Below are 20,654 nucleotides of genomic sequence, written 5' to 3'. Positions count from 1 at the left end.
CGAATTTTTAATGATTATTTTTTAAATACTGATCAAAATAATCTGTTACTTTTTGCATTAGATGAACTCTGTCTTTCCCGATAACGTTGTGTGGATGTCCCGGATAAACGAAGTAATCTAACTGTATTCCGTTATCAACGGCCGATTTGATAAACTTAATTGAATGTTGCCAAACAACTACATCATCCTGCGCACCGTGGATCATTAATAATTTTCCTTTCAGATTCTGAACTTTATCTAAAAGATTCGCTGCTGCATATCCTTGTGGATTTTCCTTCGGTGTATCCATATATCTTTCGCCATACATGATTTCGTACATACTCCAGTCGATAACAGGGCCTCCCGCAACTCCTACCTTGAAAACTTCTGGATGACGAAGCATAAAACTTGTCGTCATAAATCCGCCAAAGCTCCATCCATGAATTCCCATCTTTTCTGAATCTACATACGGAAGAGATTTTAAATAATCTACTCCTTTCATTTGGTCGTTCATTTCGGTTGTTCCTAAGTTTCTGAAAACTGCCTGCTCAAACTTTAAGCCACGGTTTGAAGAACCTCTCCCATCCATTGTAAAAATAATATATCCGTTTTGAGCCATATATTCGTACCAAAGATTTCCGGAAGCCGGGAAAGTATTGGTGACTAATTGCAAGTGTGGCCCGTTGTACAAATAAACGATTACCGGATATTTTTTATTCGGATCAAAATTCGTCGGAAGAATGATTTTTCCGTACAAAGGAGTTCCGTCATCTGCTTTAAGGCTTATGTTTTTAATTTCAGGTCTCTGATAATTTTTTAATGTATTTTCAGAAGTTAGAAGATTGTTTGATTTTAAAGTGTTTGTGTTGATGACATTTACAACTCTCGGTGCATTTGCATTACTATAAGAATCATACAGATAATTCCCGTCATTACTTAAAACTCCTGTATGAACCCCCTCTGCATCATCTAATCTTTGCATTTTAAAGTTTGTCCAATTAATTCTATATAAATGTTTTTCTAAAGGAGTTTCTTTTGTAGAAGTGAAATAAATTTCCTTTTTCTTTTCATTAAAGCCTAAAATTTCAGTAACCAACCAGTCCCCTTTCGTGATTTGAGAAATTAATCCTTTTTCCAAACTATAATGGAATAAATGGTTGTATCCTGTTCTCTGGCTTTGCCAGATAAAATCTGTATTTGAATTTGGGAAGAAAGTCAAAGGATGTTGTGGCTCAACATATTTGTCACTTGTTTCTTCGAATAAAGTTTTTATTAAATTTCCCGTTGCAGCATCATACTGATTCATTTTCATATGGTTCTGACCTCTGTTCAGAACGGCTACAAAAATATATTTTGAGTCCGGGCTCCATGTAACTGCCGTTAAATATTGGTCTTTTTCACCTTCAATATTTAAAAAAGTGGTTGATTGATCTTTAATATTGAAAACACCCAACGTAACCTGGTGAGATACTTGTCCCGCCATCGGATATTTAATATTATGGTTTACAGCCGGAGTTATTGACCAGTCAATCACGGGATAATCTGCCACCATTGTCTGATCCATTCTGTAGAATGCTACACTTTCAGAATTTGGGGCAGGAAAAATTCCTGTATCAATCCCGAATTCATTTCTGTGCACATTGGCTGCTCCGTTCAGAATATTTTCATCAGAATCATTAGTTACAGCGATTGTTTTTCCATTTTTATTAATAAATAAATTATTCTTTACTGTAAAAGCGAAAGTCTGATTATCTCCGAACACCTTTACATTAGAGGCATCTTCGTCTATAGCAACAGAATTTTTCGTTTTCCAGTCGCTTCCAGATTTCTCAACCCATATCATCTTTCCATTTGAATTGAAATACCCTTGAGAATTACTGATAAATTTAATTTGAGGAACTGCTTTTAATTTGTTGTCAGCCAAATTTCTGTTCAACTGTGTCAAAGATACCAAAGTGTCTTGTTTGTTCGTCTTCAAATCTGTAATTAAATATCCGCCATTTACAGCCTGGATGTAAGATTTGCCATCTGCAGACCATGAAAATTGCGAGATATTTTTAACGGCTAAATTCGTTCTCAACCCGTTAACAGCCTCCGCCATTGTGAATTTCTGAGTCTGAGCAAATATGCTGCCACCCAAGACCAGCATCAATAAAGAAAATTTATATAATTTCATTGCATAAAATTGAATCCATCAAAAATAAGAAATAAAAATCATTCGTTAAGAAATGTTAAATTAAAAGAATTGTAAAGTGAGGTTAATATTTTGTCATAAATTAATTCTTAACTTAATAGTGAGATTTAGTTACGATTTTAACAATAAATATGAAAAACCATAACATAAATCATTTCTTATCCTACGTCAATGACTGCTATCTATATCTTGACCTACATTTGCATCATACAATAACAATAAAAAATAAAATACAATGGCTACAAAATGGAACCTAGACCCAGCTCACAGTGAAATTACTTTCAAAGTAAAACACATGATGATTTCTAATATTAAAGGAAACTTCACAAACTTCAATGCTGAAATTGAAGCTGATGATGATTCTTTTGCAAATGCTAAAACAACAGCTACCATTCAAACCGATTCTATCTCAACGCACAATGCTGACAGGGATAATCATCTGAAATCTGCTGAGTTCTTCAATGTTGAAGCTAACCCGACAATTACTTTTGATGCTCAAGCATTAAATGGTACTGTAACCGGGAATTTAACAATCAACGGAATTACAAAACCTGTAACTCTTGACGTTGACTTCAACGGAATCAATGTTGACCCATGGGGAAATACAAAAGCGGGATTTTCTTTTGAAGGAAAAATCAACAGAAAAGATTTCGGATTAAACTGGAATGCAGCTCTTGAAGCAGGAGGTGTAATGGTAAGCGAAGAAGTAAAATTGGCAGGAGAATTACAATTCGTAAAACAGGCATAATTTTTAACAAATATTTTTAAAGGTTCAGGGATTTTCTAAAACCTTGAACCTTTTATTTTTTTATAATCTTCAGTAAATGAACCTCAACGACTTACAAAACATAAGCGAAAATTTTGAAAACACTCAAAGGATGCCTGTCTTATTTCTGGGACACGGTTCGCCTATGAATGCCATTGAAGAAAATCAATTCGTTCAGGGATTCCGAAAAGCAGCAAGCCAAATTCTAAAGCCAAATGCTATTTTATGTATTTCTGCACACTGGTATACACAGGGAACATACGTTACAGCGATGGATATGCCAAGAACTATTCATGACTTCGGAGGTTTTCCAAAAGCTTTGTTCGATGTAGCATATCCTGCTCCGGGAAATCCCGATTTGGCAAGAGAAACAGTGGAACTCTTAGCTCCGGTTGAAGTAGGTGAAGATCACAATTGGGGTTTGGATCACGGTGCATGGTCAGTTATCAAACATATGTACCCAAATGCGGATATTCCTGTGATTCAACTGAGTATTGATTATACAAAACCTCCGCAATATCATTTTGATTTAGCTAAAAGATTAAATAAACTTCGTGAAAAAGGAATTTTAATAATCGGAAGCGGAAATATTATCCATAACCTGAGATTGATTGACTGGCGAAACATCAATACCGTTGGAACCGGCTGGGATTGGGCAATAGAAGCCCGTGATAAAACCAATAATTGGCTTCTTGACGGAAATTTCCAGAATATAATTGATTATCAAAGACAGGGAATTTCTCTGCAATATGCGATTCCTACACCAGATCATTATTTACCATTGATTTATACTTTAGGTTTAAAAGATCAATCCGAAAATTTAGCTTTATTTAATGATGAATTAATTGGTGGTTCACTAAGTATGACAAGTGTGAGAATCGGGTAAACAAAAAACCGGAAGAGCAGCTCCTCCGATTTTTTATGAGTCAAAATATTCTTAAATTTTATGAATAGAAACAATATGCGGCTTACCTTCAATAGGCTTATAAATTTCCACAATTGCTTCCCAAACTACTTGTGAAGGCGGCATAGAAGCTGCACATCTGTAACGGTAGTTGGTGCCGTTTACCAATTGTGTAGATACTTCCTGAGGTGTATATTTTACTCCTACGAATCCGTACATTGCTTCATCAAATACTTTTTGATCTTCTGGCGTAAGGGCGTGGTACTTTGTCCATCCTCCTACTACTAATTCTTGTGTTGACATGATTAATATTTTGTTTGGCTCCTACTCTTTTGGCTTTTCGGATTACGCCCCGTTTAAATGGTTTCCGGTCTCCATAGTTATAAGTTTTATATTGTGATCACATATCAAAGGTATTACAATCAAAGTGAATCGGTTAGAGTATATTTACTTATTTTTCACCCTAGGTAGAAATACTTAATAAAATTAAATTAGAACTATGAATAAAAAAAGGGATGTTATTTACAAGCAACATCCCTTTTTTTATTTTAAAATATTTTTAAGCTAAATCATCTTACTGAACAGCCTGTAAAACGTTAATATTACCATACCCATAGTCAGAATTCGGATTTGGATAATACGTAGAAGATTGCCTCATTTTATTCAGCACCTGATCTCTCGACCATGATGGATTTTTAGACCAAACTAAAGCTGCAATTCCCGCTGTAGAAGCAGTTGCCACAGAAGAACCTCCAACATAGTCTGTTTGCCCGTTATAATAACTCAATACCGGAATATTATTTCCTGAAGCTCTTTCCATCTGATAGGTAAAATCGATTTCAGCTCCTGAATGACATACGTCACATTTTTGGTTAGATGTGTTTTCTTTCACACCTGTGATAGCCTGTGTTTCAGGCATCCAAGCCGGGAAAATCACTCCTACGAAATTCGTAAAGCTTGTGGAAGTTCCTCCGGCACAGAAAATCAATTTTCCTTTGGAGTAGGCATATTTTACACCATCTTCAATTTTTCCGACAGAGAAAATATGTCCCATTGACATTGAAATGATTTTTACACTTGTGTTATTCCCTAATTCTGTAAAGGCGATTTTCACACCGTTTTGTTCGTGATAACCATCTAAAACAACATTAGAAGCTGCCCGGTAGGTTACCAAATTTGCATTATAAGCTACCCCAACAGGTTGTCCCTGATTATTTCGGGGAGCCGCTATCGCAGAAGCCATACTTGTTCCGTGACCACATTGATCAGCAGAACCATCATAACCTGTGCTCCACGGCCAAACAGAATCTACATACACGCCGTTTTTAGCAATTGTTCTTCCTGATGAAAGCCCGTTATTAAAACTGCTTCCTAATAAAGTTTGCTCCGGTGAAACGCCACTGTCAATCACGCCAATAGTAATTCCGGCTCCGGTACTGTAAGTCCAAGCGCTTGTGATATTATGTTGGGCAAAAGACCAGGGTGCTTTGGCATTTGGTGTTACAGTAGTATAATCTGTTGCACTTAAAGCTGTTGATTCAAATCCGCAACCTGAAGAACTACCACTTGATTTAGCAGTTCCGTTGAATTTATTTTCATTTTCAAAATAATGATAATCTGCGGGTTCCAGGTAACGGATATTTTTCATTTTCCGAAGTGCAATTACAGTTTCCTGTTTTTCTATGGCAACATCAATTTGATTTAAAAATTTATCCGAAGACAACAAAATTCTATCGGTTTTTCCTTCGTATTTTTTAATTAAATCTAAAATTTCGTTTTCAATCGCGGCATTGTCAGGGTTTAAACTTCTGTCAAAAGAAGAGCCGAAACCAATAGATGCAATTTTATTTCCCTGAAAAATAGCACTCCAGACAAAATGATCAGAAGACCCACTCCAGGAAAATTTTCCTTTGGTTTTAATCGTCTCGTTAATTTTTTCGTTGATCTGTTTTGAGCTCAAAGGATCTTTTTGAGCAATTTCCATTTCAACAGGACTGTTTTGAAGATCTTCCCTGCTACACGCAGTAAAAACGAAAAACAGCATCAATAGGTAAAATACATTTTTATTCATATAATATAATTTTGATTAGTTAATACAAGATATCACTTTCTATTGAATTACAGATAATGGAACTTTAAATTTATATTATCTGCATATCAATTTTTTATTAACCATATCAAAATTGAATATGAATACTAAAGCATCTTTTCGTAACAAACGCTTTTTTCTATCCCGATATATTGTCCGTAGTTTGGGATTCTTTGATAGCCACTTTTTTCGTACACAGAAAGTGCTTCATTTTGTTCTAAAGAGCTTTCCAAAACAGCTTTTTTGTAACCAATTTCTTTAGCCCAGGTTTCCAATTGTTTTACAATTGCCGTTGCCAAACCTCTCTTTCTAAAATTCGGATTGGTATACATTCTCTTGATTTCAACAGTATTTTCTCCAAACTTTTTGAAAGCTCCGCAAGCTGCAGGAGCTTCATCGATATAAATAATAACACAGTTTTTAATCATATCAATTTTATTGAACTGATCATAAAATGCATGATCGTCACCATTACGTATTGCCAAATCGGTATCAAGAAATTTAACTAAATTTTGAAAATCCGTGTTTGAAGAATCTGTTCTTTTGATTACCATTTTTCATTTAACTATTTAAATTTTCATTAAAAATAAAAGCTCCCTTTTAAGGAGCTTCCGTTTTATATTAGTTTACAATAAACTTTCTTTCGTTAATCAATTCTGCGATTGCCAGCATATCTTCGCCAATCAATCGGTCTTCTTCAAGTTTTGCAACTTTTGAACGAAGAATTGAATAATTTTCTTCAATGATTTTTGAACATTTTGCAGGTCTTCTGAATTCTAAACCCTGTGCAGCAAACATTAATTCAACCGATAAAATATTAACCAAATTTCCAAGAACCTGATTAAATTTTCTTCCGGAAATACTTCCCATCGAAACATGATCTTCCTGTCCTAAACTCGTGGGAATTGAATCCGCCGAAGCCGGGAAACATAATGTTTTATTTTCCGTTACCAACGCTGCAGAAGTATATTGAGGAATCATAAATCCTGAATTCAGCCCTGAGCTTTCCGTTAATAACCTTGGCAACCCGTATTTTCCTTCCAATAACAAATAACTTCTTCTGTCCGAAATATTTCCTAATTCAGCAGCAGCTAATGTTGCATAATCTAAAGGCAGCGCCATCAATTGTCCATGAAAATTTCCTCCGGAAATTGATTCTTCAGCACTTAAAACAATTGGATTATCCGTCACCGAGTTCAATTCCGTTTCCGCCATCATTTTAAGATGTTCAAAAGCGTTTCTGCTCGCTCCGTGAACCTGCGGAACACATCTCATCGAATAAGGATCCTGCACTCTCTCACAATCTTCATGAGCTTTCATATTTTCAGAACCTTTCAGGAATTTCAGCATCCTGGCTGCCACTTTTTTGCTCCCTTCAAATGGCCTGATATCGTGAAGTTCTTTTTTAAACGGACTTTCCGAACCTCTGTATGCTTCAAGGCTCATTGCAGCCGCCATATCTGCTAAATCCAACAAATATTCAAATTTTTCTAATCCTTTAATAGCATGCGAAAGGATAAACTGAGTCCCATTAATCAATCCTAAACCTTCCTTCGGGCCTAAAGTCAGGGGATCAAGGTTATTTTTCTCTAAAATTTCAGCCGTTTCAAAGATTTCATTTCCAACCCAAACTTTACCTAATCCCAAAAGTGGTAAAACCAAATGAGCCAACGGAGCCAGGTCTCCCGAAGCCCCCACAGATCCTTGTTCCGGAACTACAGGAATAATGTCTTTTTCCAACATTACAATCATTCTCTCAATCACCTCAAGAGAAACTCCCGAAAATCCTTTTGACAAGGCATGAACTTTCGCAATCATCATGATTTTTGAAAATTCTTTATCAATAGGTTTCCCCACACCTACGGCATGAGAAATAATCAAATTATATTGTAACTGGGCTGTTTCGTCAGCAGAAATTTTAGTATCACAAAGCGGGCCGAAACCAGTATTGATACCATAAACACATCTGTCTGACGCTACAATTTGCTGGACATTTTTTTGTGATTTTAAAATTTGCTCCTTCGCAGCCTTGTTTAGCTTAGCTTTATTTGGAGTTTTGCAGATTTCCAACACATCATGGAAACTGAAAACGTCTACACCGTATATCATTCTCAAAATTTTGTCTTAAAATTACGCATTTAACAATAATTGGAAAAACTAATTTTCAAGCTTCATAATTTTTTACAAATAAGCAATTTAAATCACTACTTTTACAACCTTAAAATAAAAAAACTAAACCTTATGAAACTTAAATCTTTACTACTTGCATTATGTCTTGCAAGCACTGCAGTTTTTGCACAGGACAAAGTAAAATATTCTAAAGAAGATATCAAAAAGATGGAAATGTACCTTTTCAATGAAGGATTCAATACACCGTCTCCAAAGAAAACTTCCACAATTATTTTAAAAGACGGAAATACTTACAAAGGTTTCTGCAGCAAAATCGATACGAAAAAAGGGCAAATTTTTGAAGTTTTGCTAAAAGACAGCGCCACGAAAAAAGCAATGACTTTTGATGCCGAACAAATCAGTGAAATGTATGTTTTCCCAAGCAACGCAGAAAAATATGCAAAAGTTGCAAAATATATGGGAAATATCCGAAATTTTGGAACTAAAAGCTTAAACAAAAGCGCTACAAATGGCCGTATTTATTTTGTAAATCAAACAGTTTCGCTAAAGAACAAAAAAGACGACAAAGAGTTTCTGATGCAGGTGATCAATCCTGGATTTGATGATATTATCGCCGTTTATCATGACCCTAGAGCAAAGGAAACAAGTGGTGTATCGTTTGGTTATGGGCCTCAGTTAGGCGGTGGCGTTATCAAATCTTACTATGTGAAAAAAGGAAATAAAGTAATGTGGCTCCACAAAGATGATTTTGAAGACAATTATGATTTCCTTTTTGGAGACAATGCTGCTTTCATGAAAAAATATCCTAAAAAATCTGTAGAATGGGATTATTTCAGCTTTTTAGTAAATGAATATACTCAAATGACTAACGGGTAATTTTAATTTTAGTATAAATCTTAAAGCTATAGAATTTTCTATGGCTTTTTTTGTGACGTTAAATTCTGTAATTTTGTTATATGAATCCTTCGTTAGAATTACAGCTTAAAACTTTACCATCCGAACCCGGCGTTTATCGTTATTATGATAAAAACGAACAGCTTTTGTATGTCGGAAAGGCTAAAAATCTTAAAAAAAGGGTTCTCTCCTATTTCAATAAAAATCTTTCAGGATATCGCATCAAAATAATGGTCGGAAAAATCCAACGGCTGGAAACAACGATTGTAAACAGTGAATACGATGCCCTTTTGTTGGAAAACAACCTTATAAAAGAGCATCAGCCATTTTACAATGTGATGTTAAAGGATGACAAGACCTATCCTTGGATTTGCATTAAAAATGAGGATTTTCCGAGAATTTTCCTCACAAGAACAAAAATCAGGGATGGATCAGAATATTATGGTCCCTATGCAAAAGTGCGTCCTGCTAAGATTTTACTGGATACCATTAAACATATTTATAAGCTTCGGACCTGTAATTTAAACTTAGCTCCATCCAAAATTGATGACGGAAAATATAAAGTCTGTCTGGAATATCATATTAAAAATTGCGAAGGGCCTTGTGAAGGCTTAGAAAGCAAGGAAGAATATGATGAGAAAATAGATGCCATCCGTGGTATTATTAAGGGGGATTTCCGGAAGGCAAAAGAATATTTAGTGAATCTGATGATGAAGCATGCTTCCAATCTACAGTTTGAACAGGCACAGTTTATCAAGGAAAGACTGGATATTTTAGAAGATTATCAGGCTAAAAACACGGTTGTAAATCCAAGTATTGATGATGTGGATGTCTTCGGAATGACAAGTGATGAAACGGCAGCTTATGTGAATTTCTTTAAAATCAGAAACGGAAATATTATTCAGAGTTTCACTACAGAAATCAAAAAAATTCTTGAGGAAAGTGATGAAGATATTATGGAAGAGGCTTTAATTGAAATTCGTCAAAAATTTTCGTCGGATTCAAAAGAAGTTCTGCTTCCTTTCCATTTGTCTGTTGAAATTCCGAATGTGAAATTAATCGTCCCAAAAGTCGGAGATAAAAAACGAATCGTTGAGCTTTCAGAAAAAAATGCTAAAGAATATCGTTTAGAAAAATTAAAACAGGTTCAGATTGTGGATCCGGAAAGACATACCAAAAGAATCATGGCAGAAATGCAGAAGCTTTTGAGAATGCCTGTAGAACCGAGACATATCGAAGGTTTTGATAACTCAAATATACAGGGAACAAATCCCGTTTCGGCCTGTGTAGTTTTCAAAGACGGGAAACCAAGCAAAGCAGATTACAGAATTTTCCATCCGAAAACAGTAGAAGGCCCCAATGACTTTGCAACGATGGAAGAGGTGATTTATCGCCGTTACAAAAGAATGCTGGATGAGGGAGAAAATCTTCCTCAGCTAATTCTGATTGATGGTGGGAAAGGGCAATTATCATCTGCGGTGAAGAGTTTAAGGTTGCTCGGGCTTTATGGAAAGATTACCATTGTAGGAATTGCGAAACGGCTAGAAGAAATTTTCTTTCCGGAAGATCCAATCCCGTTATATTTAGATAAAAAATCTGAAACCTTAAAAATCCTGCAAAGAGTAAGGGATGAAGCACACCGTTTCGGGGTGAGGCATCACAGGACAAGAAGAAAAAATTCAACCATAAAATCTGAACTGGAAGAAATTCCCGGAGTTGGCGGGAAAACAATTGAATTGCTTTTATCTAAATTAAAATCTGTAAAACGTGTAAAAGAATCCAATTTAGAAACTTTAGAGGAAATTTTAGGAAAGAGCAAGGCAAAAATTGTTTGGAAGTTTTTTAACCAGTCTTAATAAACTTTTATCCTTCTTACATAAAGAAACTTCCACAATATTGTATTGTGGAAGTTTTTAATTTCAATCTAAAAAGACTAATCCAGATAATTGTTTCTTCTTTTTGCATTTCTTTTCATATCTTCTTCCATCTTTTTGTCAACGGCTATAGGATTATTCATTATTTCATTGAGATATTGTACCGGATTATCCCTCACATCTCTCCTTTTTTCATTAAACTTTTCAAAAGAAGTATCAATAAAAAAGTTAATTGGTAAAATAGGAGTTTTTACTTTTCTCAAATACTGTAAAGTGAAATGATAAAAATCTTTTTCATCATAAATTTCCACAATCAATCCCGGTAAACCTTTAAAATTATACGGACCTTCGGAAATCGTAATTTCATCAGTATACCAAGCTACCCATTTTCTGTTTCCGTATACTCCAATAGCTTTCTTACAATTATAATTGCTTATAACCTTTCTTTCATTAAGAAGAGTCCACTGCATTTTATTGACAGGTTCAAACGCGTAGACATACTTTAATACTTGATCAAAAATTTTGATTTTATTATTTTTAGAATACACTTCCTGAAAAAAATTAGATTTGGGTATCTTACCAAAATTGACAACAATATGTCCATTTACAGCATTCCGTATACTTTCATCTAAAGATTTCTCCTGTAAAGAATCTGTAATATGTTTTTGATCACTTTTAAATAAAGAAACATTATTACCGATTTGTAAAGTCATGATTTCCTCTTTCTTTGTAGTCATATCCGTTGTATCCTTTAAAAATACAGTATGATATTTACATGTAATATAAGAGCTGTCGACGCTTATCTTATTTTGTCCAAAATAAAACCCATAAAGCAACAGAAAATATAAAAAAATATTTTTCTTCATTTATCCTAATCAATTAATATCATGTAGCTTTTTCTATATGAATAAAACTAATCAATATAGTTGTTTTTTCTATTCATATTAACTTTTATTAATTCCTGATCTTCTTTTGGAATCTCTCTGTGCACTATTCTTTTTGTAGCATTCACAGCATTATCTTCCTGTCTGGCTTTACTAAACTTTTCTTTCGTTGTATTTACAACATTATTTATGGACACAATCGGCATTTTCTTTTTTTCAAGTCCTATCAAAAATATAATATTTTTTTTCATCATATAATTTTATAATTAATCCTTTAAACGTATAAGGGCCTTCAGGAATTGGAATTTCTTCAAAAAACCATGCTGTATAAGTTTTTTTCCCATATTTACCTATGCTTTGCTACATCTGTAATGATTCACGTCTTCATATTCATTAGTTATCTGCCAGATTATTTTATCAGCTATTTCAAATGAAAAATAATTATTATTAGCTATAATTTATCATACACCCTTAATTTGTCATAATCATAATCTCAGAATACTTTTGGGTATTCTGAGACTGAATTATAATTCCTTTTATCAATAATATTAAAAATATTATTCTTACCATATTAACAATAATAAGCATTCATTGATTCCAATCTTCCATTAAATATCTTTTTCATCCATTTTTGAATTTTAAAATTAAAATAAAAAATGATATTTTACACAGAGAAACTTCCACAATATTGTGGAAGTTTCAAATTTTAATCTAAAGACTAATCCAGATAATTGTTTCTTCTTCTTATATTTCTTTTTATATTTTCTTGTTGATTTTTGTCAATAGAAATAGGATTGTGCATGATCTGGTTCACATATGGTAGTGGGTTTTCTCTGAAATCCTTTCTCTTTTCATCAAACTTTGCAAATGTAGTCTGAATAGAAAAATCGGGAATATTAATAGGAGTCTTAGATTTTTTAAGATAATTAAGTGTAAAATGATAAAAATCTTTTTCATCATAAATTTCCACAATCAATCCCGGTAAACCTTTAAAATTATACGGACCTTCGGAAATCGTAATTTCATCAGTATACCAAGCTACCCATTTTCTGTTTCCGTATATTCCAGTAGCTTTCTTACAATTATAATTGCTTATAACCTTTGTTTCATTAAGAAGAGCCCACTGCATTTTATTGACAGGTTCAAATTCATAGACAAAATCAAAAACCTTGTCATAAATTCTGACTTTGCCATCTTTAATATATACCTCTTGAAAGAAATTAGCTTTAGGTATTTTTCTACCATCTATAATGATATTGTTACCAACTACATTCTTTAGCCCTTCGTCAACAGCTTTTTCTCGTAAGGAGTCAGCGATATATTTTTGATCACTCTTGAACAATGAGGTATTTTTCCCAATTTGTAAAGTCATAATTTCCTCTTTCTTTGTAGTTATATCTGCCGTATCCGTTAAAAATACAGTATGATACTTACAAATAATGTAAGAGCTGTCAACATTGATCTTATTTTGTCCAAAATAAAATCCATAAATTAACAGAAAATATAAAAAAATATTTTTCTTCATTTATCTGATCGATTAGTGGCATATAACTTCTTCCAATAAAGCATGCTGTTTCGGGATACAGCTTTTTGGCCAACTTGTGCAGTAGCTGTCTCCTATATCTCCACAAGATAATACATAAGTAATTGTATAACAATTGTCCACTAATTTTTTTGTCTCTTCTTCGGATTTGTTTTCTCTTTTTTCTTCTTTGTTTTTTAAAGTTTCAACAGAGTTTTTTGCACTTACTAAACCTGCAATTCCTAATGCTGTCATTAAAATAAATTTTTTCATACGTTTTTGAATTTTAAAGTTAAAATAAATTTTTGTTCACCAAAGTATTTCGCGAAAACTTTCCTCAAAAATAAAACACAACAATATGAAGTTTTGATAAGTTTTCTTATAAAATCAATAAATGATCTTATAATCTTAAAAAGTTTATTAATTTTGAAGAAAAGAAAACAGATGACTTTAGGAGTAAAGCTTAGAAATTTAAGACACACCAGAAACTGGTCACAAGCAGAAATTGCTGACCGTTTGAAGGTTTCCCAACCTGCTTACCATCTTTGGGAGACAGATCAGGCTAAACCTACTACCGAAAATCTTTTGAGAATTTCAGAAGCTTATGATTTAGATTTATACTCTTTACTGGATTCTAAGGATCATAATATTGTTACTAACAATCCTATTTTTAATGATAATAGCTCTCAACAATATTATTCTACTATCAACAATATGGCTCCTCCTGAATTATTAGAAAGTGTAATAAAAAATCAAAATCAGATTTCCCAACAGCAGGATCAAATAGCCAGGCTAATGGAAAACCAGAATATACTAATAGAAAAACTGTTAAAAAATTAAAGGTCAGAAAAACTCTGACCTTTTACTTTATATTTCTATCTAAATTCTATTTTCCTAAAAAAACCTCTTTAGAATATTCTCCGTTTGCCTGAGGAATTTCAATGATAATGTTGCCATTCTCAAAATAACCGATTGTAGATTCTCCATTTGCCAGTCTCACTCTGAAAACATCTTTTTTAGTTGTACTTCTGAACGTTGCATATGGAACAGAACTATTTCCATCAGCCAAAATAAATTGATTATTATCTAACTGTATTTTCTGTAATGTTATTTTACCATTACTGTATTTTGTTGCAGTAGCTTCAGCATTTGAAATATTTACATTTTCGGCTGTTTTAGTATCAACTGTAGTTGTTATAGTTTCTCTATTTTCTGCTTGGATAGCCAGATTATTTGTTGTGGGGTTAGAAGAAGGAACCGTAATCAGGGCTTGCTTTAAAGCATCCGGATATCCTGTTTCAAATTCTTTAATGCTTGAGCTTCCTTTTGTTTCAGATATTATTTTATCATTACAGTCTTTAAACTGCACAGAAACTTTGTTTTTTAAAAAACTGCTGCTATTTAAAACCTCTGCTTTAGCAACACTACAAGGATTATTAACTTCTGATGGCCATTTATCCTTATTTTCAGATATGACAACGTATTTCTTTCCTATTAAAGCTTTTGATAGAAAATTTTCCAACCCGTAATCTTCATTAAATCCTTTAAATTTTTCCGGTACAGAAATATATTTATAATCAGAAACCTTTTGCCCAAAGACTACCGTCAGACAAAACGTAAATAGCAAAACTGAAATCTTTTTCATGAAAATATTATTTTGAATATTTTAAAATTAATCATTTCTAAATTCTCCCATATCCAATTTTAGAGAAAAGAAATTTGAATAGAAATTAGAACCTCCAATTCCTGAATTTGTAATGGCATAATCTAATGTTAAGCCTCTGTACCTAATCCCGATACCCGCACTTGGCTGAAAAGAAACTTTTCTTTTAAGATCTTCAATATCTGTAATCGACTGAAATCTGTTGACCCCTAATCTCACAAAAATCATTTTTTGATACCCCAATTCTGCTCCTGCATAAGGAGTAATACTTGCAATATCTGAAGATATAAGAGCTGCTGTTTTAGCAAAATCTATATTAAGCCCAGCTTCAGGCAAAACATATACACTGCTGTTTATCTCAAAAATTTTACTGGCTCCCACATTCAGTTTAGGCATTGTAAGTTCCATTTTATCTTTTGGAGCAGGGTTAAATTCTTCTCCGTTTACAATCGTAGAAAGTTCCTTTTGATTTACACTCCAAAAGTTGACCGTCGTTGTTGCATCTCTCAGCATACCGCCCAGTTTCCAACCGTTGTCCATTTTATAAATAGCTCCGATATCAAAACCAAATCCGTACCCGTTCGCAAATTTCCCCACATTTCTGTAAACCAACTTTGCATTAATCCCTACATCCAGCCTTTGATTTCCACCGGGATTAAATGCATAAGAAAGAATAGCAGCATAGTCAGATTGAGAAAATTTTGTAATTTTATCATAATCAATATTTCCTTCCGGATCGATCATCTGAGTTGTATTCAAAATGTTATCTACCCCAAGCCTTACCACAGAAACTCCGAAAACTCCCGTTTCCAAGACTTTCGCATAAGCCAGATAATCATATTTTGCGATTGATTCAAAATATTCTGCATGCATTGCCGCTCCCTGCCAATCTTTTTGAATAGCCATCAGGCCAGCCGGGTTCCACATCGGGGAGTACACATCATCCTGATTGGAGATTACCGCACCTCCCATTGCAAGACCTCTTGCTCCGGCTCCAATATTTAAAAATTCATTGGAATATTTTCTGATAATTTGAGCCTGCGATATTCCGAATAGAACCGAAAACACAAGCAAAAGATATTTTTTCATCATATAACTCGATGCTTAATTTAATTTTTTTTGTTTCTTAGCTTTTATTAATGCATTGGCAATGATTGCCAATATCATCACCCCTGATGCTACATAAAAAATATAGCTCATGTGTTCTGATTCCCCAAAGATAAAAAAAGCTAGTATAATTCCGTAAACTGGTTCTAAATTAACTGTTAAAATTAATGTAAAGGGCGAAATATATTTCATCAAATTGACCGATTCCAGCATCGGGAAAGCGGTGAAAACACTTGCCAACAAGCATATTAACGCAATATCTCTATAACTTATTTCATTCATCTGAAAAATTTGTCCCGAAAACACATAAAATACCAACAAAATAGACCATCCACAGAAAATTTCATAAAAAATAATGTTTCCAGAGCTCGTTTTGCCAAACATCTTACCATTAAAAACAGAAAATACAGTTCCGAAAATTGCACACAAGACCCCGTAAAAAATTCCTTCCTTATATTGGAATTCAGTTTTAAAGATTAATAAAATACATGCGACAATTACCACGCCCATTATTACTTCAGAAATATCAATTTTCCGTTTAAAAATAATAGGCTCTAAAACTGAAGCAAATAGTGTGGATAATGACAAACAGCTTAATGCTATGGAAACATTGGAAACTTTAATTGAATAAAAGAAACAATACCAATGGAGCGCCATTGCAAAACCGATTGCTGTCAATTGGAAAAAAATTTTCTTTGAAACTTTTATGCTTTCTTTTTTATAGATTCTTATAAAAGCAAAAAGAAAAATTGCGGCAAAAAGCATTCTGTAAAAAACCAGAATCTGAGCATTTGCATGAATCAGTTTTCCCAGAATTGCAGTAAACCCCCACAAAAAAACAATCAAATGCAACCTGAAAAGCGCTAATTTATGCATATCCTACTTCTTTTAAATTTTTAACATGCAAATTTACAAATAGCTTTCACAAATCTTATAAAAAACATAAATTTACTATAAATAAAATGCACTTATGGAATTTTTAGAAGTATTTTCTTCCGCAAATGCCTGGTTCGCACTACTTACCCTGACTTTTTTGGAAATTGTTTTGGGAATTGACAATATTGTTTTCATTTCCATTGTTTCTAATAAAATTCCTCAACAAAATCAAAGAAAAGCACGTAATACGGGGCTTTTCCTGGCAATGCTGTTTAGAATTGCATTACTCTTCGGAATCCAGTGGGTTGTAAGTCTCAATCAACCTTTATTTTATATTAACCAGACTTGGTTTCACGGCTATGTTACAGGTCAGTCAATTATCATTTTTCTCGGAGGACTCTTTCTTTTATATAAATCTGTTTCAGAAATCCATCACAAAATTGAAGGAGAAGAGCAAACCGATATCTCCGCCGGTAAAACCTCTATTTGGGGAGCCGTTTTTCAAATTGCCATTTTAAATTTAGTTTTTTCTTTCGACAGTATTTTGACAGCTGTAGGTTTGGTAAGTTTTAAAGAATTTGGAGATGAAGGAGCTTTAGCCATTATGATGTTGGCAGTAGTTTTCTCAATTATTATCATGATGCTTTTTGCCGGACCTGTGAGTAAATTCGTTAACGAACATCCTACGATTCAGATTTTAGGACTTTCTTTTTTAATTTTAATTGGTGTAATGCTGTTGGCAGAATCTTCTCATTTGGGACATTTCAGTTTATTTGGTCAGGAAGTCGGAGTTATCCCAAAAGGCTATCTTTATTTTGCCATTTTTTTCTCCTTGATGGTAGAATTTATTAACATGAAAATGCGGAAAAGACCCAAATCATCTTCTTAAATTAATAAATTAAAATAAAAAACCCTGAAAATTTGTTCAACTTTCAGGGCCTTCAAATAATAAACTATTAAAAAAATAAACTAGGAACTTAGAGTATAATTATAGAGATTATTATCTCTACTACTCTTGTGTAAAGTTAGAAAAAATATCAAACATTTAAAAATATTTTTTTGTTAAATATTTCACAAATTTCTGAAAACCAACAAATTAAACACTCGTTTTAATTCAATCTAAAATCCTTTTAAAAATAGTATCTTTAGCCATAAAAAGTGAAAGTTTTATGGACATTGAATTCAACAAACGAGAAGATCAAAACAGATTAAAATTATCAGAAATAAATCGCCTTCTTTCCGAAATAAAAAAAGGGGGTGGCGAAAAAAGACTTCAAAAGCTTCGTGACGAAGGAAAAATGACTGCAAGAGAAAGAATTGAATACCTTCTCGATAAAAATTCAGATTCCATAGAAATAGGTGCATTTGCAGGTTATGAAATGTATCCTGAACACGGTGGCTGCCCAAGTGGTGGCGTGGTTGTCGTTATGGGATACGTTTCCGGCAGACAATGCTTAGTTGTTGCCAATGATGCCTCTGTAAAGGCTGGAGCTTGGTTTCCTATTACTGGAAAGAAAAATTTGAGAGCTCAGGAAATCGCCATGGAAAATAAACTCCCGATTATTTATTTGGTTGATTCTGCAGGTGTATATTTACCTATGCAGGACGAAATTTTCCCTGATAAAGAACATTTTGGACGTATTTTCAGAAATAATGCTAAAATGAGCTCAATGGGAATCATCCAGATTTCTGCTGTTATGGGCAGTTGTGTTGCTGGAGGAGCTTATCTGCCGATTATGAGCGATGAAGCCATGATTGTTGATAAAACAGGCTCTATTTTCCTGGCAGGAAGCTATTTGGTGAAAGCAGCCATTGGAGAAAGTATTGATAATGAAACTTTGGGCGGGGCAACTACACACTGCTCTATTTCAGGTGTAACAGATTATAAAGCTAAGGATGATAAAGATGCTTTGGATAGAATTAAAAATATTATGAAATCTATCGGAAGTACTGAAAAAGCAGGATTTGACAGAATCGAAAGTTTTCCTCCAAAAGAAAAACCTGAAAATATTTTCGGAATCATGCCGGTTTCAAGAACCGAACAATATGATACCTATGAAATTATTAAATGTTTAGTTGACAATTCTGAATATGAAGAATATAAATCTGATTATGGCAAAAGTATCGTTTGTGCAACCGCAAGAATTGACGGCTGGTCCGTAGGAATCGTTGCAAACCAGAGAAAACTGGTAAAAAGCGGTAAAGGTGAAATGCAGTTTGGAGGGGTAATTTATTCTGATTCAGCAGATAAAGCAACAAGGTTTATTGCTAATTGTAATCAGCGAAAAATTCCTCTAATTTTCTTACAAGATGTAACAGGATTTATGGTCGGCTCAAAATCTGAACACGGCGGCATTATAAAAGACGGCGCAAAAATGGTAAATGCAGTTGCTAATTCTGTAGTTCCTAAGTTCACAATTATTACAGGAAATTCTTATGGAGCCGGAAATTATGCAATGTGTGGAAAAGCTTATGACCCAAGATTAATTGTAGCCTGGCCATGGGCAGATTTAGCAGTAATGGGGGGATCTCAAGCGGCAAAAGTTTTAGCGCAGATTCAGGAATCTACCTTGAAAAAACAGGGAAAAGAAATTACAGAAGAAGAACATAACGAAATTTTAGATACAATCTCAAAAAGATATCAAAAACAAACAGAATCTACCTATGCTGCTGCAAGACTTTGGACAGATGCTATTATAAATCCTACTGATACCCGAAAGTGGATTTCTATGGGAATTGAAGCAGCAAATCATTCTCCGATAACAGAAAAATTTAATTTGGGTGTTATTCAAGTTTGATAATTAAATAAAAAATATCTTGCCTTACTTTAAGTAAGGCTTTTTTATGTTAAAAAATATTAAAGAAACATAAACTTTCTAAACGACATACTATTAAGGTAAGATTTTTGTTGTTAATCTAAACTTAAAAACTAATAGCACTACAAACTTTTTTATTACTAATCCCAAAAGGAAACCTATGAAAAAATACTTTGCAGTACTAATCTCTGTATACGCTATATTTTTATTGTACATGATGTTCTTTGGCTCTGGAAGAGAAGCTTCAGATTGTTCTTATTTACAATTAACACCCTTTAATACTATCCGCATCTTTTTTACTGATAGCCATGTGGGGGAAAAAGACTTCATTGTCAATATAATCGGAAATGTTTTTGTTTTTAGCCCATTTGGTTGGTTAGGATTATGTATCAGAAAGTTGAATAATTTCTTTTTTATTACTTTACTATTTATAATTACCATTACATTAATCGAACTTACCCAGTCCTATACAGGTCGTGGAGTTGCAGATGTAGATGATGTTTTTCTTAATACTATAGGAATGATAATCGGCTTTGTAACCTTCAAATACGCCACTTGGAAGAATTTGGCAAATATCAGATTCCATTTTGGGCTTTATGACAAAAAATATAAAATACAAACATCTTAAATTATAATTAATAATAAAAAAACTCATTCTGATTTCAGAATGAGTTTTTTTATTATTAGGTTTATTTAAGGATAAAAGTATTAATTCCTACTCAATCATTAAAGATATCAATTGATATTCTTTTCCGTCTACCGAAACTCAATTACTATATTAGAATTAAAACTAAGTCTTCCATTATTTTAATTAACAATCATCCCATACTTGTCAAAGTAACCTCTAGCAAATTACTCGCAGCTTATATAGTTACTTATTCTTTTGAAGTGAATAGGATGAAGGATAAGGTATAGATATACAGGGATTGTACAGTTTAGCTCAAAAAAAAGTCTCA

At 33.4% G+C, this 20,654-nt stretch carries 20 protein-coding genes; 8 read left to right on the top strand and 12 right to left on the bottom strand.

The features are described 5' to 3' along the window. Positions 1-7 precede the first annotated feature (7 nt). The gene (locus ACM39_RS12155; RefSeq protein WP_048511318.1) at positions 8-2,155 is read right to left on the bottom strand and encodes a S9 family peptidase; all 2,148 of its coding nucleotides are present in this window, start codon (positions 2,153-2,155) and stop codon (positions 8-10) included. Positions 2,156-2,408: 253 nt separating this feature from the next. On the opposite strand from ACM39_RS12155, the gene ACM39_RS12150 reads away from it, so the two are divergent. Both ACM39_RS12150 and ygiD read left to right on the top strand, forming a co-directional pair. Then, a complete protein-coding gene (locus tag ACM39_RS12150) occupies positions 2,409-2,921 on the top strand; it encodes a YceI family protein (RefSeq protein WP_048511317.1) in 513 nt (170 codons plus the stop codon). 76 nt (positions 2,922-2,997) lie between these two features. Next, a complete protein-coding gene (gene ygiD, locus ACM39_RS12145) occupies positions 2,998-3,825 on the top strand; it encodes a 4,5-DOPA dioxygenase extradiol (protein WP_048511316.1) in 828 nt (275 codons plus the stop codon). Between the two features lie 51 nt (positions 3,826-3,876). Here the strand turns inward: ygiD and ACM39_RS12140 are convergent, their stop codons facing one another. From ACM39_RS12140 to hutH, 4 genes are all read right to left on the bottom strand, one after another. Beyond that, the gene (locus ACM39_RS12140) at positions 3,877-4,146 is read right to left on the bottom strand and encodes a hypothetical protein (RefSeq protein ID WP_048511315.1); all 270 of its coding nucleotides are present in this window, start codon (positions 4,144-4,146) and stop codon (positions 3,877-3,879) included. Positions 4,147-4,417: 271 nt separating this feature from the next. Next, entirely contained in the window at positions 4,418-5,914 is a 1,497-nt protein-coding gene (locus tag ACM39_RS12135; RefSeq protein ID WP_048511314.1) for a S8 family peptidase, read from the bottom strand. 125 nt (positions 5,915-6,039) lie between these two features. Beyond that, positions 6,040-6,486, bottom strand: a complete 447-nt coding sequence (locus ACM39_RS12130) for a GNAT family N-acetyltransferase (protein WP_048511313.1) — start codon at positions 6,484-6,486, stop codon at positions 6,040-6,042. Positions 6,487-6,553: 67 nt separating this feature from the next. Continuing rightward, on the bottom strand, positions 6,554-8,041 hold the full coding sequence (gene hutH, locus ACM39_RS12125; RefSeq protein ID WP_048511312.1) for a histidine ammonia-lyase: 1,488 nt from the start codon (positions 8,039-8,041) through the stop codon (positions 6,554-6,556). Between the two features lie 132 nt (positions 8,042-8,173). Between hutH and ACM39_RS12120 the strand changes: the two genes are divergently transcribed. Together ACM39_RS12120 and uvrC are read left to right on the top strand one after the other, a co-directional pair. After that, on the top strand, positions 8,174-8,938 hold the full coding sequence (locus ACM39_RS12120) for a hypothetical protein (protein WP_117590746.1): 765 nt from the start codon (positions 8,174-8,176) through the stop codon (positions 8,936-8,938). 80 nt (positions 8,939-9,018) lie between these two features. After that, on the top strand, positions 9,019-10,812 hold the full coding sequence (gene uvrC, locus ACM39_RS12115) for an excinuclease ABC subunit UvrC (RefSeq protein WP_048511311.1): 1,794 nt from the start codon (positions 9,019-9,021) through the stop codon (positions 10,810-10,812). Positions 10,813-10,889: 77 nt separating this feature from the next. Here the strand turns inward: uvrC and ACM39_RS12110 are convergent, their stop codons facing one another. From ACM39_RS12110 to ACM39_RS12095, 4 genes are all read right to left on the bottom strand, one after another. Further along, positions 10,890-11,696, bottom strand: coding sequence for a GLPGLI family protein (locus tag ACM39_RS12110; RefSeq protein WP_048511310.1), 807 nt, complete (start codon positions 11,694-11,696; stop codon positions 10,890-10,892). 47 nt (positions 11,697-11,743) lie between these two features. Next, positions 11,744-11,968 (bottom strand): hypothetical protein, encoded by a 225-nt coding sequence (locus tag ACM39_RS12105; protein ID WP_048511309.1) that lies wholly within the window; start codon positions 11,966-11,968, stop codon positions 11,744-11,746. Between the two features lie 464 nt (positions 11,969-12,432). Beyond that, on the bottom strand, positions 12,433-13,239 hold the full coding sequence (locus ACM39_RS12100) for a GLPGLI family protein (protein ID WP_048511308.1): 807 nt from the start codon (positions 13,237-13,239) through the stop codon (positions 12,433-12,435). A gap of 12 nt (positions 13,240-13,251) precedes the next feature. After that, positions 13,252-13,509, bottom strand: a complete 258-nt coding sequence (locus tag ACM39_RS12095) for a hypothetical protein (RefSeq protein ID WP_048511307.1) — start codon at positions 13,507-13,509, stop codon at positions 13,252-13,254. A 153-nt stretch (positions 13,510-13,662) separates the two neighbouring features. Between ACM39_RS12095 and ACM39_RS12090 the strand changes: the two genes are divergently transcribed. Beyond that, positions 13,663-14,076 (top strand): helix-turn-helix domain-containing protein, encoded by a 414-nt coding sequence (locus ACM39_RS12090; protein WP_228377109.1) that lies wholly within the window; start codon positions 13,663-13,665, stop codon positions 14,074-14,076. Between the two features lie 46 nt (positions 14,077-14,122). Here ACM39_RS12090 and ACM39_RS12085 read toward each other — a convergent pair whose 3' ends face one another. The 3 genes from ACM39_RS12085 to ACM39_RS12075 are packed head-to-tail and all read right to left on the bottom strand — an operon-like array spanning position 14,123 to position 16,882. After that, the gene (locus ACM39_RS12085) at positions 14,123-14,881 is read right to left on the bottom strand and encodes a hypothetical protein (RefSeq protein WP_048511305.1); all 759 of its coding nucleotides are present in this window, start codon (positions 14,879-14,881) and stop codon (positions 14,123-14,125) included. 27 nt (positions 14,882-14,908) lie between these two features. Beyond that, complete coding sequence (locus ACM39_RS12080; RefSeq protein WP_048511304.1) at positions 14,909-15,991, bottom strand: PorV/PorQ family protein; 1,083 nt, start codon at positions 15,989-15,991, stop codon at positions 14,909-14,911. Positions 15,992-16,003: 12 nt separating this feature from the next. Beyond that, complete coding sequence (locus tag ACM39_RS12075) at positions 16,004-16,882, bottom strand: DMT family transporter (RefSeq protein WP_048511303.1); 879 nt, start codon at positions 16,880-16,882, stop codon at positions 16,004-16,006. A 94-nt stretch (positions 16,883-16,976) separates the two neighbouring features. On the opposite strand from ACM39_RS12075, the gene ACM39_RS12070 reads away from it, so the two are divergent. The 3 genes from ACM39_RS12070 to ACM39_RS12060 all read left to right on the top strand — a co-directional run bounded on the left by ACM39_RS12070 (position 16,977) and on the right by ACM39_RS12060 (position 20,326). Next, positions 16,977-17,771, top strand: coding sequence for a TerC family protein (locus ACM39_RS12070; protein ID WP_048511302.1), 795 nt, complete (start codon positions 16,977-16,979; stop codon positions 17,769-17,771). A 280-nt stretch (positions 17,772-18,051) separates the two neighbouring features. Then, positions 18,052-19,680 (top strand): acyl-CoA carboxylase subunit beta, encoded by a 1,629-nt coding sequence (locus tag ACM39_RS12065; RefSeq protein ID WP_048511301.1) that lies wholly within the window; start codon positions 18,052-18,054, stop codon positions 19,678-19,680. 178 nt (positions 19,681-19,858) lie between these two features. Continuing rightward, on the top strand, positions 19,859-20,326 hold the full coding sequence (locus tag ACM39_RS12060) for a VanZ family protein (protein WP_082140585.1): 468 nt from the start codon (positions 19,859-19,861) through the stop codon (positions 20,324-20,326). Positions 20,327-20,654: the final 328 nt, after the last annotated feature.

The organism is Chryseobacterium sp. FH2, from assembly GCF_001045455.1.
Classification (GTDB): domain Bacteria; phylum Bacteroidota; class Bacteroidia; order Flavobacteriales; family Weeksellaceae; genus Chryseobacterium.
This window is presented reverse-complemented; position numbering and strand designations above follow the sequence as displayed.

What these genes read in the sequence shown, in the direction of transcription:
- ACM39_RS12155 (WP_048511318.1), bottom strand. Translation starts at nt 2,155, where the DNA reads ATGAAATTATATAAATTTTCTTTATTGATGCTGGTCTTGGGTGGCAGC.
- ACM39_RS12150 (WP_048511317.1), top strand. Translation starts at nt 2,409, where the DNA reads ATGGCTACAAAATGGAACCTAGACCCAGCTCACAGTGAAATTACTTTC.
- ygiD (WP_048511316.1), top strand. Translation starts at nt 2,998, where the DNA reads ATGAACCTCAACGACTTACAAAACATAAGCGAAAATTTTGAAAACACT.
- ACM39_RS12140 (WP_048511315.1), bottom strand. Translation starts at nt 4,146, where the DNA reads ATGTCAACACAAGAATTAGTAGTAGGAGGATGGACAAAGTACCACGCC.
- ACM39_RS12135 (WP_048511314.1), bottom strand. Translation starts at nt 5,914, where the DNA reads ATGAATAAAAATGTATTTTACCTATTGATGCTGTTTTTCGTTTTTACT.
- ACM39_RS12130 (WP_048511313.1), bottom strand. Translation starts at nt 6,486, where the DNA reads ATGGTAATCAAAAGAACAGATTCTTCAAACACGGATTTTCAAAATTTA.
- hutH (WP_048511312.1), bottom strand. Translation starts at nt 8,041, where the DNA reads ATGATATACGGTGTAGACGTTTTCAGTTTCCATGATGTGTTGGAAATC.
- ACM39_RS12120 (WP_117590746.1), top strand. Translation starts at nt 8,174, where the DNA reads ATGAAACTTAAATCTTTACTACTTGCATTATGTCTTGCAAGCACTGCA.
- uvrC (WP_048511311.1), top strand. Translation starts at nt 9,019, where the DNA reads ATGAATCCTTCGTTAGAATTACAGCTTAAAACTTTACCATCCGAACCC.
- ACM39_RS12110 (WP_048511310.1), bottom strand. Translation starts at nt 11,696, where the DNA reads ATGAAGAAAAATATTTTTTTATATTTTCTGTTGCTTTATGGGTTTTAT.
- ACM39_RS12105 (WP_048511309.1), bottom strand. Translation starts at nt 11,968, where the DNA reads ATGATGAAAAAAAATATTATATTTTTGATAGGACTTGAAAAAAAGAAA.
- ACM39_RS12100 (WP_048511308.1), bottom strand. Translation starts at nt 13,239, where the DNA reads ATGAAGAAAAATATTTTTTTATATTTTCTGTTAATTTATGGATTTTAT.
- ACM39_RS12095 (WP_048511307.1), bottom strand. Translation starts at nt 13,509, where the DNA reads ATGAAAAAATTTATTTTAATGACAGCATTAGGAATTGCAGGTTTAGTA.
- ACM39_RS12085 (WP_048511305.1), bottom strand. Translation starts at nt 14,881, where the DNA reads ATGAAAAAGATTTCAGTTTTGCTATTTACGTTTTGTCTGACGGTAGTC.
- ACM39_RS12080 (WP_048511304.1), bottom strand. Translation starts at nt 15,991, where the DNA reads ATGATGAAAAAATATCTTTTGCTTGTGTTTTCGGTTCTATTCGGAATA.
- ACM39_RS12075 (WP_048511303.1), bottom strand. Translation starts at nt 16,882, where the DNA reads ATGCATAAATTAGCGCTTTTCAGGTTGCATTTGATTGTTTTTTTGTGG.
- ACM39_RS12070 (WP_048511302.1), top strand. Translation starts at nt 16,977, where the DNA reads ATGGAATTTTTAGAAGTATTTTCTTCCGCAAATGCCTGGTTCGCACTA.
- ACM39_RS12065 (WP_048511301.1), top strand. Translation starts at nt 18,052, where the DNA reads ATGGACATTGAATTCAACAAACGAGAAGATCAAAACAGATTAAAATTA.
- ACM39_RS12060 (WP_082140585.1), top strand. Translation starts at nt 19,859, where the DNA reads ATGAAAAAATACTTTGCAGTACTAATCTCTGTATACGCTATATTTTTA.